The 14,287-nt window shown below is 60.8% G+C and carries 14 protein-coding genes; 3 read left to right on the top strand and 11 right to left on the bottom strand.

Annotated elements, in window-relative coordinates; translation table 11 throughout:
- The first annotated feature begins 8 nt into the window (after nt 1-8).
- Nucleotides 9-632, top strand: coding sequence for an isochorismate family cysteine hydrolase YcaC (gene ycaC, locus JFT86_RS26095; RefSeq protein WP_003226320.1), 624 nt, complete (start codon nt 9-11; stop codon nt 630-632).
- A 194-nt stretch (nt 633-826) separates the two neighbouring features.
- Here ycaC and JFT86_RS26090 read toward each other — a convergent pair whose 3' ends face one another.
- Both JFT86_RS26090 and JFT86_RS26085 read right to left on the bottom strand, forming a co-directional pair.
- Nucleotides 827-2,254: a mechanosensitive ion channel family protein gene (locus JFT86_RS26090; RefSeq protein ID WP_201239014.1), complete on the bottom strand. Its 1,428-nt coding sequence runs from the start codon at nt 2,252-2,254 to the stop codon at nt 827-829.
- A 237-nt stretch (nt 2,255-2,491) separates the two neighbouring features.
- Nucleotides 2,492-3,514 carry an alpha/beta hydrolase gene (locus JFT86_RS26085; RefSeq protein WP_201239013.1) on the bottom strand — a complete coding sequence of 341 codons (1,023 nt, stop codon included), beginning with the start codon at nt 3,512-3,514 and terminating at the stop codon, nt 2,492-2,494.
- A gap of 160 nt (nt 3,515-3,674) precedes the next feature.
- On the opposite strand from JFT86_RS26085, the gene JFT86_RS26080 reads away from it, so the two are divergent.
- Complete coding sequence (locus tag JFT86_RS26080; RefSeq protein ID WP_201239012.1) at nt 3,675-4,574, top strand: LysR family transcriptional regulator; 900 nt, start codon at nt 3,675-3,677, stop codon at nt 4,572-4,574.
- A 57-nt stretch (nt 4,575-4,631) separates the two neighbouring features.
- Here JFT86_RS26080 and JFT86_RS26075 read toward each other — a convergent pair whose 3' ends face one another.
- Nucleotides 4,632-4,940, bottom strand: a complete 309-nt coding sequence (locus tag JFT86_RS26075) for an addiction module antidote protein (protein ID WP_201239011.1) — start codon at nt 4,938-4,940, stop codon at nt 4,632-4,634.
- A gap of 2 nt (nt 4,941-4,942) precedes the next feature.
- Nucleotides 4,943-5,236: a type II toxin-antitoxin system RelE/ParE family toxin gene (locus JFT86_RS26070; protein WP_201239010.1), complete on the bottom strand. Its 294-nt coding sequence runs from the start codon at nt 5,234-5,236 to the stop codon at nt 4,943-4,945.
- 205 nt (nt 5,237-5,441) lie between these two features.
- On the opposite strand from JFT86_RS26070, the gene JFT86_RS26065 reads away from it, so the two are divergent.
- Entirely contained in the window at nt 5,442-6,248 is an 807-nt protein-coding gene (locus JFT86_RS26065; protein ID WP_201239009.1) for a class I SAM-dependent methyltransferase, read from the top strand.
- Nucleotides 6,249-6,373: 125 nt separating this feature from the next.
- Here JFT86_RS26065 and JFT86_RS26060 read toward each other — a convergent pair whose 3' ends face one another.
- The 7 genes from JFT86_RS26060 to JFT86_RS26030 all read right to left on the bottom strand — a co-directional run bounded on the left by JFT86_RS26060 (nt 6,374) and on the right by JFT86_RS26030 (nt 14,286).
- Nucleotides 6,374-7,066 (bottom strand): N-acetyltransferase, encoded by a 693-nt coding sequence (locus JFT86_RS26060; protein WP_201239008.1) that lies wholly within the window; start codon nt 7,064-7,066, stop codon nt 6,374-6,376.
- A 114-nt stretch (nt 7,067-7,180) separates the two neighbouring features.
- Entirely contained in the window at nt 7,181-7,972 is a 792-nt protein-coding gene (locus tag JFT86_RS26055; protein ID WP_201239007.1) for a ChbG/HpnK family deacetylase, read from the bottom strand.
- Entirely contained in the window at nt 7,944-9,128 is a 1,185-nt protein-coding gene (locus JFT86_RS26050; protein ID WP_201239006.1) for a GNAT family N-acetyltransferase, read from the bottom strand. The genes JFT86_RS26055 and JFT86_RS26050 overlap by 29 nt, the downstream gene beginning before the upstream one ends.
- A gap of 4 nt (nt 9,129-9,132) precedes the next feature.
- Nucleotides 9,133-9,822, bottom strand: a complete 690-nt coding sequence (locus JFT86_RS26045; RefSeq protein WP_201239005.1) for an N-acetyltransferase — start codon at nt 9,820-9,822, stop codon at nt 9,133-9,135.
- Nucleotides 9,823-10,052: 230 nt separating this feature from the next.
- On the bottom strand, nt 10,053-11,984 hold the full coding sequence (locus JFT86_RS26040) for a hypothetical protein (protein ID WP_201239004.1): 1,932 nt from the start codon (nt 11,982-11,984) through the stop codon (nt 10,053-10,055).
- Nucleotides 11,981-13,288 carry an oligosaccharide flippase family protein gene (locus JFT86_RS26035; protein ID WP_201239003.1) on the bottom strand — a complete coding sequence of 436 codons (1,308 nt, stop codon included), beginning with the start codon at nt 13,286-13,288 and terminating at the stop codon, nt 11,981-11,983. The genes JFT86_RS26040 and JFT86_RS26035 overlap by 4 nt, the downstream gene beginning before the upstream one ends.
- A complete protein-coding gene (locus tag JFT86_RS26030) occupies nt 13,285-14,286 on the bottom strand; it encodes a polysaccharide deacetylase family protein (protein ID WP_201239002.1) in 1,002 nt (333 codons plus the stop codon). Before JFT86_RS26030 ends, JFT86_RS26035 begins: the two co-directional genes overlap by 4 nt.
- Between the last annotated feature and the right edge of the window lies 1 nt (nt 14,287).

Below are 14,287 nucleotides of genomic sequence, written 5' to 3'. Positions count from 1 at the left end.
GTTTCCCCATGAGCGTTCCTTACAAGCGTCTGAACAAAGATGATGCGGTTGTGCTGCTGGTCGACCACCAGACCGGTCTGATCTCGCTGGTGCAGGACTTCACGCCGAACGAGTTCAAGAACAACGTGCTGGCACTGGGTGACATCGCCAAGTTCTTCAAACTGCCGACCATTCTGACCACCAGTTTCGACGCCGGTCCCAACGGCCCGATCGTGCCTGAACTGCGCGAGCAATTCCCGGACGCACCATTCATCCAGCGTCCAGGCCAGATCAATGCCTGGGACAACGAAGATTTCGTCAAAGCGATCAAGGCCACCGGACGCAAGCAACTGATCATCGCCGGTGTGGTGACTGACGTGTGTGTGGCGTTCCCGACCTTGTCGGCCATCGCTGAAGGCTACGAAGTGTTTGTGGTGACCGACTCGTCCGGCACCTTCAACACCACCGTGCAACAAGCGGCGTGGGCGCGGATGTCGGCGGCCGGTGCACACCTGTTGAACTGGTTCTCGGTGGCGTGCGAGCTGCAGGGTGACTGGCGCAACGACATGGAAGGTCTGGCGCACCTGCTGTCGGAACGTCTGCCGAACTACCGCAACCTGATCAACAGCTACACCAAGTTCACGGCCAAGTAACTGCTGAACTAAAAGTGCCCGCTTGATTGCGGGCATTTTTATGTGCTGCCTGATTTCCTGTGGCGAGGGAGCTTGTCGGATCGCCGCACCGTCCCGCTTGAGTGCGCAGCGCTCACGAGATACTGGCGCCGCTGCGCAGCCCAGCGGGAGCAAGCTCCCTCGCCACAGGATTTGGTGTTTGCCTTTCTTGCGGGTCAGCGTTTTTGCAGCCAACCAAGAAATCCGCCTTTGCGCGACGGCGCGGTTTTCGCCAGCAACGCCAGATGACTGTTCTGCTGCCTTACCGCCTGCAACTTATTCAATGCCCGACCGACCTCACTGCGCTGCTCCATGCACTGGCGCGTCAGCCCCTTGTCGAGTCGATAAATGATCGAAGACGTCAGCGCCGTGAACGTAGCCTGCGACGGCGTATCCGCGAGAATACTCTGCTCGCCCATGACTTCACTTGGCCCCATACGCCCGGCCTCGGTCTGCCCTTCACCGTCCGGCACGGTCGCACTGACCACGCCCGTGGCGATCACAAAAAGACTTTCCGGCACGTCATCCAGACCCAGCACCACCTGGCCCGCCGCGTACTGCTGCGCGACCATCGATTCAGCCAGACGATCCCGTTCCTCGGGGCTCAGCGAACGGAAGATTTTCACCTCATCCAGCAATGCGCGGGCGCGGGTCGACGGCTCGATCACGCCGTCCGGATGCCGCGAAATCCCGGCCGCTTCGAGATGACGGTGGGCGAGGTCGAACAGTTGATTGCGCACTTCGCCTTTCTTGCTCAACTCGGCGATGAAGCCGCTGGCGACGTATTCCGACATGGTTTCGCCAGCCTCTTTCAACACGGCTTTGGGTGCTGGGGTCAGCAGCAGACTGCTGCTGCCTTGCAGCGTACGGTCGAGGGCATCGAGCACTCGGCGCGGGCGAATGTGGTTCGGGACCTGGATGCTGATCGACACGCCGTGCATGTTGCTCGGCCGGCTGAGGTTGACGATCTTCGCCTTGGCCGCCACCGAGTTCGGCACCACGGCCATAGTGCCGGCGCTGGTCAGCAGATGCGTGGCGCGCCAGTCGATGTCGAGGACTTTGCCTTCGACGCCGTCGATCACTACGAAGTCGTCCACTTGATACGGCTTGGTGGTGTTGAGGACGATCCCGGAAAATACGTCGGCGAGGGTGCTTTGCAGCGCCAGACCGACGACGATGGCGACCACCCCGGAGGTCGCGAGCAAACCTTTGACCGGCAACTCCAGCACATAACCGGCAGCCGCAACGATGGCCGCCAAAAACACCAGCGCACCAATCACGTCCTGCAGCAAACGCCCGCTGTGGCCGATGCGGCGCATCAGGATCAGACCGATGACTTCGGTGAGTACACGCGCGGCGTACAGCCACCAGAGAATGCCCAACGCCGTCGCGCCGAGTTGCCCGACCGGGTCATTGGCAAACAGCGGCGCCTGCAACGGGCTGACACCGGCATTGATCACCAACGCGCTGAACGCCAGAAACAGCACCAGTCGCACACCCACTCGCGGCGCACGATGCGAAAAAGGCGTGAAGTGCCAGAGCAGACCATCGAGCAAGAGCAGAGCAGCGCTCCAGGACAGCAGGTGAGCAAGAAGGAAGGACATGATGTGCTCCGGATTGGCAAGAGCCTTGGTAATGAAGGACTTTTTGTGGTGAGGGGATTTAGCGAAACGTCGCACCGCCCCGACGGGTTGCGCAGCGACCCCGCTCTTATCCAGAAGAAGCAGGGGACTGCTGCTCAGCCCATCGGGGATAAATCCCCTCACCACAAGATCGATGGAAAAGATCGCCGCCTGCACGTGTCCGATGTGGGAGCCGCTGCAGGCTGCGATCTTTTAACGTCAAGGCTGCAAGTGCGTCTTCAGCTCAGCCGCCGCCTGACGCACCGCCGCTTTCACCTCGGGGATCTGACTCAGCGGATTAAGCAAACCAAAGTCATGAATCATCCCGTTGTAACGCACCGAGGTCACCGCCACGCCCGCCGCATCGAGGTGCCGCGCATAGCCTTCGCCTTCATCACGCAACACGTCGAATTCGGCGGTCTGCACCAGGGCGGCGGGCAAGCCTTTGAGCTGTTCGGCGCTGGCATTGAGTGGCGAAGCGTGGATCTGCGCACGCTCGGCCGGGTTGGTCGTGTAGTTGTCCCAGAACCATTTCATCATGCCTTTGGTGAGGAAGTGGCCCTCGGCAAATTGCTGGTACGAGCCGTCGTCAAACTGCGCGTTGGTCACTGGCCACATCAACAGTTGGAAGCGCAGGGCCGGAGCTTTCTGTTCCTTGGCCATCAGCGCGACGACTGCGGCCATGTTGCCACCGACGCTGTTGCCGGCCACCGCCAGGCGCTTGCCGTCGACGCCAATGTCCTTGCCGTGCTCGGCCACCCATTTCGTCGCGGCGTATGCCTGATTGATTGCGGTCGGGTACTGCGCTTCCGGCGAAGGCGTGTAATCGACGTAAACCGCGACAGCGCCGGAGCCCACCACCAGGTCACGAATCAGCCGCTGGTGGGTTGGATAATCACCCAGCACCCAGCCACCACCGTGGAAGAACATGAACACCGGCAACTCGCCTTTGACCTTGGCCGGACGCACCACTTTCAGGTTGAGCGTCTGGCCGTCCACCGTGATCGCCTTGTCGCTGACTTCCACACCGGAGAGGTCAACCTTCACCGACGCCTGAGCACCGGTCAGTACCGCACGGGCGTCTTTCGGGCTCAGTTGCTCCAGAGGTTTGCCACCGCCGGCGGCGAGGGCATCGAGGAAGGCCTGGGTGTTGTGTTCGACACCCGTACCTTCGGCGGCGAAAGCGTTGCCGATGGACAGGGCGAGGAGGGACGCGGTCAGGGTTTTCTTGACGAGGTTCATGGTGGAAATCCTTTTGAATATTTTTGATTTGTTTGCCTGGGTTGCGGGCTGCTGTGGCGCTGGGCTTCAGGCCTCAGCAACACCGTGAGCACAGATTAATGAGCTGCCGAGAAGTGAAAAAGCGGCTATAAAGCGTTTAACTGTCCACCAGAGAGTGACAATGAACCCGTTCGAAGACATGCGTATTTTTTGCCAGGTGATGGACTCCGGCAGCTTCACCGCCGCCGCCGATCAACTGGGTCTGTCCAAGCAGTTCGTCAGCCGCCGCTTGATGCAACTCGAAGAGCGGCTCGGCGTGCGCTTGCTCAATCGCTCGACCCGGCGCCTCGACGTCACGCCGCTGGGTCAGAGCTATTACGAGTCAGCGTTACGCTTGCTTGTGGAGGTGGAACAGGTCGAGCAGGGCATTGCCGGGCAGACCGCCGAGCCACGCGGGACGATCCGTATCAGTGCGCCGCTGTCGTTTGCCGTGGCGCATCTCGGTTGCCTGCTGCCGCTGTTCTTGCAGCGTTATCGTGAGGTCACGGTGGAAGTCGATTTGAGCGATCGGCCGGTGGACCTGTTAGGCGAGGGCTATGACCTGGCGTTGCGTATTGGTGTGCTGGAAGACTCGACGCTGATCGCCAGGCGCATCGCGTCGATTGATCGGGTGTACTGCGCAAGCCCCGCGTATCTGGCCGAGCGCGGTACACCGCTCAAGCCTGAGGACCTGCTCAGCCACGACTGCCTGCCTTATGGCCACGGGCGCTCGGTGCAATGGCGGTTCAATGCGGGACAGGGCAAGCCGTTGCTGGTGAATGTCAGCGGGCGCATGCGCGTCAATAACGGCGAATTGCTCAGGGACGCAGCGGTGCAGGGGATGGGGATTACCTATCTGCCAACGTTCATCGTCGGCGCGGCGCTGAAGGACGGGCGCTTGGTGCCGGTGCTGGATGATCTTCGTCCGGAGCCGCTGACGTTATCGGCGGTGTATCCGCAGCATCGCCAGGCGTCGCGCCCGGTGCAGGCACTGGTTGAATTCCTGCGCGAACGTCTGAATCAAACCAATGTCGCCCTCTAAGCTGTACGCAGAAAAAAATCTGTAAGCCTGCGCCTGCTAACCCTGGCTGCCATGGATTCAAACAATTGGATGAGTGATCGCATGCCCCGGCTGTGCACACAGTTCGATGCCGAGGGCATGCATGACTCTCAAAACCGTGTCGAAGCGCGGTTTCGCACCCGGCGCGAACGCCTTGTACAGACTTTCCCGACCCATACCTGATTTCTTGGCGATCTGCGTCATTCCGCGCGCTTTGAGCACATAGCCGATTGCGCGAAGAAACTCTTCGTTATCCCCATCTGCAAGAACCTGAGACAGGTATTCGCTGATGGCTTCGTCACTGTCCAGCAATGCTGCCACGTCGAAATTCGTCAACGTCTGGCTCATGGTTAAACCTCCTTAGCCATTTTTTGTGCGCGTCGGATGTCTGCGCTTTGTGAAGATTTGTCGCCTCCAGCCAATAGAACGATGACTGCACCGTCACGTATCGTGAAATACACCCGAAAGCCCGCACCCACATCTACGCGCATTTCAGATACGCCATCACCCACTGATTTAACATCGCCGAGATTCCCATTTGAGGCCCGATCAATGCGTCGAGCGATGGCCACCCTGGCTCGAAGGTCTCGAACCGATTGGTGCCAAGCCTGGAAGACCGCTGTTTGTCGAATAAGATAATTCATTACCCGACTGTATCCAAATAGATACAGATAAGCAGTCAGCCAAGTCTCCTATCAAATCTAGAAAAATCGTCGGTATTTGTAGGCGAGAGTTTTCTCATTTGTAGGAGTTGCCGCAGGGGGTGGCTTACAAGATTGCAACAATCTGCATTGCCGGGCTCATCTAGACTCGGGCCCGCTCAATCACGAGCAGTACCCGGAGTGCGCCATGGAAGTGCCGAACAATAAAAACGCCATCGAGAGCAATCGACAGGCGTGGAACGATTCCGCCCGTCATCATCAGGAGTCGCCTGACTGGCAGGCCTTGTTGAACGACGTTGCGCAGGCAGACTTTTCTTGCCTCGATGACACGTTGCGCGGCTTGCTGGAGCAGGTCGGGGTTGAGGGTAAAGAGGTGATTCAGTTGGGCTGCAACAACGGTCGCGAAAGTCTGTCGCTGTTCGCCCTCGGCGCGCGCGGGGTGGTCGGTGTCGATCAGTCGGTGGCGTTTCTTGAGCAGGCGCGCGAGCTGAACAAGCGTTCAGCACACAACGCCGAATTCATCGAAACCGATATCCATCACCTGCCGGCGTCGCTGCACAATCGCTTCGACGTGGCGTTGATCACTATCGGTGTACTGAACTGGATGCCCGATATCGGCGAGTTTTTCCGCCACGTCGCCTCGACGCTGAAACCTGGCGGCAAACTGGTGATCTACGAAACCCACCCGTTTCTGGAAATGGTCGACCCTGATGCGGCCGATCCGTTTCGCCTGGCCAGTTCGTATTTCCGCGCCGAGCCTTTCGTGCAGGAAGAGCCGATTGTCTATGTCGGCAAGGTCGAGCAGCAGGCAGCAAAGTCGTACTGGTTTGTGCACAACCTCGGCGCGATCTTCAGCGGCGCGATTGCGGCGGGGCTGAACATTGCGCATTTCAAGGAATACCCGCATTCGAATCGGGAAGAGTTGTATGACCGGTATCTGAATCAGGAAGCGCAGATGCCGATGTGCTTTACCCTGGTCGCCACCAGGATTTGATTGATCGGTGCGGCTACCGGCCTCATCGCGAGCAGGCTCACTCCTACATTTGAAATGCATTCCCCTGTAGGAGTGAGCCTGCTCGCGATGACGGCATCACTGCCGCTAAACATTTCAGATCTGACTCAAGCCCGAGCCGCCGCACTCACCACCGGCCGTCCCGGTTTACGCAGTGGCTCAAGCCGTGAGCCCTCGTACCGCGTTTCACGGAAAAACTTCCAGCGGCCGAACAGGCAGTAAACGTGAGTGACCCGCCCCTGTTCGTGATAGCCCATGCGAATGTGCAGTTTCAGCGCCGGAATATTGTGGGTCTCGCAGACATCCACCACCTTGTTGCAGCCCTGTGCCGCCATGGCTTCCCACAGTGCGACTTGCACATCCACCGACAGGCTGCTGCCGAAATAGGCGCGGGTCATTTCGCCGCCGAATTCGAAGAACTCACCGGGTTTGACCGGGAACCTGCAGCCGTAATAGTGACGGTCGTGGTAGTCGCGAATACTGCCCCAGATAAACGCCACCGCGTGGCCGTCAGCGTCGAGGTACATGTGTCCGGTGTGACCCTCGGCGGCAAGCTCCGCCATGGTGTCCACGCGATCACCGAAATGCTTGCCGAACGCCCCGGCATTCTCCGCCGTGATGTCGACTCTGCGCAGGCCATCGTAAGGACGCAGCTTGTGCGGTGGCACCGGGCTGACCAGGTCGCGCTCCATCCACAGCAGTTCCCAATGGAAGAACACGTAGCGTTTCCACAACGTGCCGAAGGTGCGACCGAGGCCTTTGTGACGGATGCGTTCTTGTAGTTTTTCGATGACGCTCATGATGCCCTCCGTGGCCGCAGCCCGGGTGTTGTGGATGGTGCTTTTGTGGGTATAGATCACCCGTGCAAATTCATTTCAAAGTGCCATCTTCGAAAGTATTGCAAGGTATGTAAGTCAATCGAGTGCCGCAGCACCGCGTAGAAAATCCTTGTTCACTTCGGCGTAGGAAACCCGTTGAACGCCCGCCAGCCGCTGCTCTAGCACGCGGCTCAGGGATTCGTCGGGGTTGAGGTAGGCGTCACCGAAGTCGACGCCAAGTTGGGTCGGATGAGCGACGATTTCCAGCACGCCGTCGGTCGGCGCGATGTCGTTGCGCAGGTCGATCGGGGTGCACACATAATCGGCGGTGACACCGGCCAGACCCTGCAAACGCCAATTGAGTAAACCCTTGAACACGCGTTTCGGCAGATTGAGGTTTTGCCCAAGGTTGCGCGCCAGGCGAATCGGTACACCCTGATGCGCGGCGAAGCGGGCGACGATTTCACCGATCGGCCAGATGTTATGCACGTGCTGATGCGAATCGATATGGCTCGGGCGCACGCCATGATCGACACAACGCTGCCACTGCGCCTGCAACTCTTCACGCACCGCGTCGCGATCCTCCCGGCTGAGCCACAGACGGTGGCGTGGCAGGTTGAGGTCGAACACGCCATGGCTGTCACAGAACGTTCGGCGCAACAGAATCGCCTGGCTTAACGGGCGCCCGTAAGTCAGGTTGAAGTGCAATCCGACCCGGCCTTCCAGCACCGGGTGCCGGGCCATGGCACACGCCGCTTCAAACGCCGGCATGTTGGCCATGGCGGTGGCAGAACTGATGACTCCGGCCTGAAACGCCGCGAAGATCACCGTGTTTTCATTCGGGCTGAGGCCGAAATCGTCAGCGTTGACTATGACTTGGCGAGGCATGTTCGCCCTCCGTGGTGATCGCGACGGCTTTCAGGGTGGGTTTCGCAGGCTCGGCACGCCGCGCCCGCCAGGCTTGCACGCGCGGCTTGAGTCGATGCCACAGGCGCAAGCCCAGACCGAGGACGAGGCCGCTCGGGCGCCAGGAATAAAAACTCCAGCGCCAGTGCTCCAGTTGCCCGGTCATGCGTTCATGCAGTTGATGGCTGGAGTTTTCCAGGCTGACCCGCGAGGCGTCGATCCAGTGCCAGTGTTCGTCCAGCCCCCAGCGAATCCACTCTTCCAGCAACACCCGGCCGCTGCCCAGATCGGCGTATTGCGGCAGGAAGGCGAGGTTGTAATCGTAGAGGCGACCCTGTTCGAGCAGGCCGAGCCGATAGCTGATGCAACGCCCGTTCAGCTCCAGCGTCACCACCCGCACCAGGCCTTGGCCGGCGAGGGCGGTGAAGGCGCGCTCGATCAGGCGCCGACTGCGTTCGCTGGCGAAAATGCCGACGCCTTCGTCACCTTTCCAGCTCACCGCCTCGACTTCGCTGATCACCTGTAACAACGGCCCCATGCTGATCGCATCAGGAATGATCCGCCGTACCTCGGCGCCACACGCGGCAATCCGTTTGCGCGCCCGGCGCAGTTTGTAGCGTGGATCGCCGGAGACTTCCTGATGATCTGCTTCGCTGATCAGATGCACCGGCACCCGACAACTCAGGCGTCGCTCAGCGGTGGAGCTGCGCGCCATCCATTCGGTGAGCGCACTTTCCTCACCGGCAGGCTCGGACAATTCATTGAGCTGCAGCAGCGCGTGGGGCAGACGTTGGCGGATCAACCGCAAGGCCTGGTGCATGTCTTCGCTGTCGAGCAAGGACAGCAGCGCCAAGCGATCCGCCAGCGGATAACCCAAGTGATGCAGCACCCGAAACGGCACGCCGAAAAAGCGTTCGCGACTCGCCACCAGCGGCAGGCACAGACGCAATTCCTCCGCCTCCCAACCCAGCAGGGTGTGCAGACGCTCACCCTCACCGAGTGCCTGCTCGGCCGCGCACAACCAACCGAGGTTGTTGAACGGCGTGTGATCCGTCACCCGCAGGCGCAGCGCTTCATACGCTGTTGCCGGGAAATCGGCGGCGCACAGTGAAGTGCGCCATTCGAATCGCGTCACCATAGGCTCAGGCCGCCGTAGCTGTTACAGGTGGACGGGAAGGTTTGCGCAATGCATCCAGACGCGAACCGCTGTAGCGGGTTTCGCGGTAGAAGCGCCAGCGGTTGAACAGGGTGTAGACGTTCATGATCCGCTGCTGTTCGGTATAGCCCATGCGCAGGTGCAGCTTGAGCGCCGGAATATTGTGGAACTCACAGACATCGACGACTTTGTCGCAGCCTTGGGCGGCCATGGCTTTCCACAGTTCCAGTTGCAGATCCACCGACAGCTCCGTGCCCCAATAGGCACGAGTCAGTTCACCGCCGAATTCGAAGAACTCGCCGGGTTTCACCGGGAACATGCAGCCGTAGTAATGGCGGTCGAAATAGTCCCGTGCGCTGCCCCAGATGAACGCCACGGCATCGCCCTGATCGTCCAGGTGCATGTGCCCGGTGTGGCCCTCGTTGGCCAGCTCCGCCATGGTGCCGACACGGTCGCCGAAGTAGCGGGCGAAGGCGCTGGCGTTGTCCGCGGTGATCTTCACCACCCGCAACGGCGGGTAAGGTTTGAGGCTGTGCGGCGGCACCGGACTGACCAGGTCGCGCTCCATCCACAGCAATTCCTGATGGGAAAAAACGTAGTGCTTCCACGCTTTGGCGAGGGTGGCGCGCAGGCCTTTTTGCTTGATGTGTTCGCTGAGTTTGCTGACGATGCCCATTGTGCGTGCTCCGGAGTTCCGGCAAGGCGAATGACTGTGGCGAGGGGCTCTGTGGCGAGGGGATTCAGCGAAACGTCGCACCGCCCCGATCGGCTGCGCAGCAGTCGTCGCTTTTAGCCTGTAAATGCGGGGCCGCTTCGCAGCCCATCGGGGATGAATCCCCTCGCCACAAAAACTCCCTCGCCACAAATCTGTGTTCGCTTTACATTTTCTGAGATTCGGAATTGGTTTCATGACGCGATCCAGCTCAGTGCAAACAGGGTCTCCCCCGGTAAATCGAAGCTGACGCGTCCGTCGCGGCAGGTCACTGGCGCGTCGCGACTGCGATTGTCGGCGCCGAAGTAGCGCAGCGCGCCATTTTTCAGCGGGCACTTGGCGCCGCTCAGATCGACACGTTGCAAACGCGTGCCTTTGTTGACGCCGAGCAGGCCGCGTTGATCGTCGCCGGCCATCGCCAGCACATCGACTTCAAACGCATCGTTTTCCAGCCATAGCACCTGATGCAGCCAGTGCTGCGCGATGAATTGCTGGGCGAAGCCCACCGGTTTCAACCCGACACGATCATCGCCGAGTACCCGCAACATGCCTTTCGGGTATTGCGGCTCATCGGCGGCCTGGAACCAGTTGAGCATGGTCAGCAAGCCGTCCTGCGAGGCGTTGATCACCACCGATGCCCACCACAGTGAGGCGTAATGGGTTTCCTGATCATAGGGGCTGAGGCTGGAGCCGCTGGACAGATTGGTCTGATCGAGCAGCAACGCCTTGCGCGGCTGGCCGTTGCCGTCGAGGCCGACCAGTTCGGCGGCGCGGCGCACGCTGTCGCGATAGACGCGGGTGGCGAGCAGATCGCGGATCATCCATTCATGCCAGGCCAGGGCATCGATCTGCTCAGGCGATTCACTCAGCAAACGCCGCGCCCAGTCGATGCCGCGTTTGTCCGCCGCATTGTTGGCGAATGGTCCGTTGACCAGCCGTGAACTGGCCGGCATGGCGATGCGCACGCCAGCCTTGGCATTCGCCGGATCGCTGCGCACCTGACGAGCCATGCTGGTGAAAATCGCCTGATACTGCGCGTAGCTCGAATAATTGAGGTTCGGCTCGTCGGCGAAACCGATGTAGTGCGTGCCGTTGCCACTGCTGTTATCAGCCAGTCTGCGGGTACTGGCGAGCCACGCATCGAGGCCGCTGTTGCTCTGCACATCGGCGCGCAGATCGGCCTGACGCTGACTGCCGGCGAGCAGCGTGATGTCCTGACTGATGCCGAAGCGATCCTGATAAACCCGGCGGAAGGCGTCTTCGAAACGCGGGTTTCTCGCCGTGACGTCGACGAAGCTGTAATAACTCGCCGCCGTCGTTTTCAGCGCATCGAGCGCGGCATAACTGTCCGCTGGCGGCATTTCGTAGGGCAGGGCGATGCCCAGATCCGGCGTGCGCCCAAGGACCTTGTCGTGCAGGGTCAAACGGGTCTGCCCGGCGTCTTCGCGCAGCGCTTTGAGCTGCTGCGGATTCTGCGCAAACAGATTGGCCGTGCCGTCGAGCCAGAACGCGGCTTTGCCGCTGCCCTGCAAACGCAGGCGCCAGACTTGTGCCTGGGCGCTGACCGGCAGTGCGAGCTGATCGAACTGCCAATAGGCGCGATAGGGTTTCAACGCCAACGTGAGCATCTGCCCATCTTCAACGCGCTGCGCCTGCAACGCACTGACGCCGCCATGAAACTTGCCGGCCAGCACCGCACGTTCGCCCGGTGCGACTTTGAAATACAACTCGTCGCCGTTGCGGGTATCCGCGCTGAAATGCACCTTGGCCGGAGCGAACAGCGCCACCGTGTGCTCGTCATGTTCAACGCGATAGTTGCGGAAGCTGTAGCCGGGAATCTCCAGTCGATAACTGGCTGCGCCCGGCAACAAAGGCCAGCTCTGACTGCCGCGCACTTCGCTCGCGGCAATCGAACGCTCACCGGCCAATTTGCCTTGACCGTCGAGCAGATACAGATGCTCTTCGTTGGCATCCGCCTGCCACGCTGGCGTCCAGCGCACGGTCAGCGTGTCCGGGCGATCGGTTTGCAGAAACAGGCTGCCGTCACGGATCTCGCCCCAGCGCATCGACGCGGCAAACGCGTCCAGTGACAGGCCGAGACCGAGCAGCAGGGCCAGGCCTTTCATGCGGCTTTCCGGCGTTGCAGCATCAGCCACATCGGCGTGATGTCGCTGGGCAGGATGATCAGTGTTTGCCAGAACGGCACGCCGCTCAAACGGCAGTAAAGCACCAGCATTGCCACGGTCACCGCCAGATAGGCAATCGACGAAGCCGCCGCCGCGCCAACAATGCCGTAGGCCGGAATCAGCACCAGGTTCAGCGCCAGATTGAGCAGGGCGCCCAGCCCCATCAGCAACGACACCGTGCCGGGGCGATTTTTGCCGAGCAAGTCGAGGCGCAGAATGCTCGCGTAGCACAGGCCCAACAGCCCCGGCAGCAACGCCAGCAATGCCGGATACGCCGGTTGGTAAGCCACACCGAACAGGGTGACGATCAGCCATTCGCCGATCACCGCCATGGTCAGGCAAGCGCCGAGCATCACGGTCGCGGTCAGGCGCAACGCCAGCGGGGTGACTTTGTCCATGCCTTCGTCCTGTTGAAGCAGGCGTTTCATCAGCGGCGTAGTCACCGCTTCCGGGACGATCAGCAGCAGTTCGGCGGCGGCACTGGCCATGGCGTAATGACCGAGGGCGGTGCTGCCGAGCAGGGCACCAATGAACAGATAATCCGAACGCAGAATCACCTGCTGAAAGAGCAGGTCAGGATGGCTGCGGGCGCTGTAGCGCAGCAGCTCTTTCTGGCTGGCGCGGTCCCATTGCAGTTGCAGCGGTTGTGCGCGTTTGAGCCAGACCCAACCGACCAGCACCACCAGACTGATCCCGGCCAGCCAACTGATCAACGCCGCTTCGAGGGCGGCGCTTTTCCACATCCAGAACAAGCCGAGAAACAGCAGCAGCGGTGCCAGCGATTCGACCAGACGCAAGGCGTTAAACGCGACCACGCCGCCCGACGCATTGTGCAAGGTCAGCAGACCGCTTTTCAAAACCGTCAGCGGCACGGCCAGCAACAACAACCACGCGAGCAGGCCGAGTTGCACGGTCACATCCAGTTCACCGCCAAACTCGCGCACCAACGCCACCACCAGCAAGGTCAGCAACGCGGCGAGCAGACAGCCGAACACCAACACCTGACTGAGCAGCAGGCCCATGGGGCGTTGCTTGGCCGCCTGATAACCCACCGCCGAATTCAACCCGCCACTGGTCGCTGCGCTGATCAGATCCGGCAGCGTGCTGAGCAGCGCAAACAAACCACGCTCACTTGGCCCGAGGATCCGCGCCAGCAATACGTTGCGCAGCAAACGCAGGGCGATCATCGCCAGTTTGGTGCCCATGCTCAGCGCCAAATGTTTGAGGTAACTGCCTCGGCTCATGGCCGCGCCCCGCGGAAGATCCGCCACGACAGCAGTTCCGGATTGCGCGCGGTGCGCTGGCTGACGCCGAAACGCGGCAGGTTCAGCGGATCGCCTTCGCCGCGATAGATGCCGGTGCCGGTGCCCAGCGCAAACGGATAGTCATGGCTGGCGATCTGTTGGCGCACGCGTTCATCGTTGTCGCCGTTGGGGTAGCAATACACCGGCAGCGGCCGGTTGCAGCCGTTGTGCAGAGCATCGCGGCTGCGGCTGATCTCTTCGTCCAGCCGCACATCGTCAAGACCGGTGAGGATCGCGTGACTGGCGCCGTGCGGGCCGAAACGCACCAGCCCGGAAGCTTCCAGTGCGCGCACTTGATGCCAGTCCAGCGCTTGCGGTTGCGACTCTTGCGGGCATTCATCGGTCAGCCGTTCAAGTTCCTGCGGGTCAATCGACTTCAAGCCTTGCAGGTAATGCAGCAGCGCCAGGCTGCGGCGGTCGACATCGATGTCATCAAGCAGTACCGGCAGCGGATGATGCAGGGCATGCAGGCATTCGATCAAATGCATCCGCGCTTTTTCACCGTGGCTGCCCCACAGGGTTTCACCGAGGCTTTCCCACCAGAAGCGCTGACGGCTGCCGATGAAATCGGTGGAGAGAAAAATGCTCGCCGGCACCTGATGCTTTTGCAGCAGCGGATAGGCATTGACCGCGTTGTCGCGCCAGCCATCATCGAACGTCAGCGCCACCCGTGGGCGCTCGGTGCGCAACGAATTGGGCTGGAGGATCTCCATCAGCGGCACGCAATCGAAATGCCGGCGCAGCCACACCAGCAAATGCTCGAAAGCCTTTGGTCCCACACAGAGTTCGTTGCGGTGCGGCAGATCGGCGGCGCGGTCGTTGGCCAGCACCCGGTGCAGCATCAAAATCACTCCGGCGCCGTGCAACTGGTTTCGGCCCACGGACGAGTTGAGATAGAGCCAGCCACTGGTGCGTTTTATCAGTTGTTTGATCGCCATG

This window comes from Pseudomonas sp. TH06 (genome assembly GCF_016651305.1).
In the GTDB taxonomy this organism is placed as follows: domain Bacteria; phylum Pseudomonadota; class Gammaproteobacteria; order Pseudomonadales; family Pseudomonadaceae; genus Aquipseudomonas.
The sequence above is the reverse complement of the archived record's forward strand: the minus strand, read 5'-3'. Positions and strand labels throughout refer to the sequence as shown.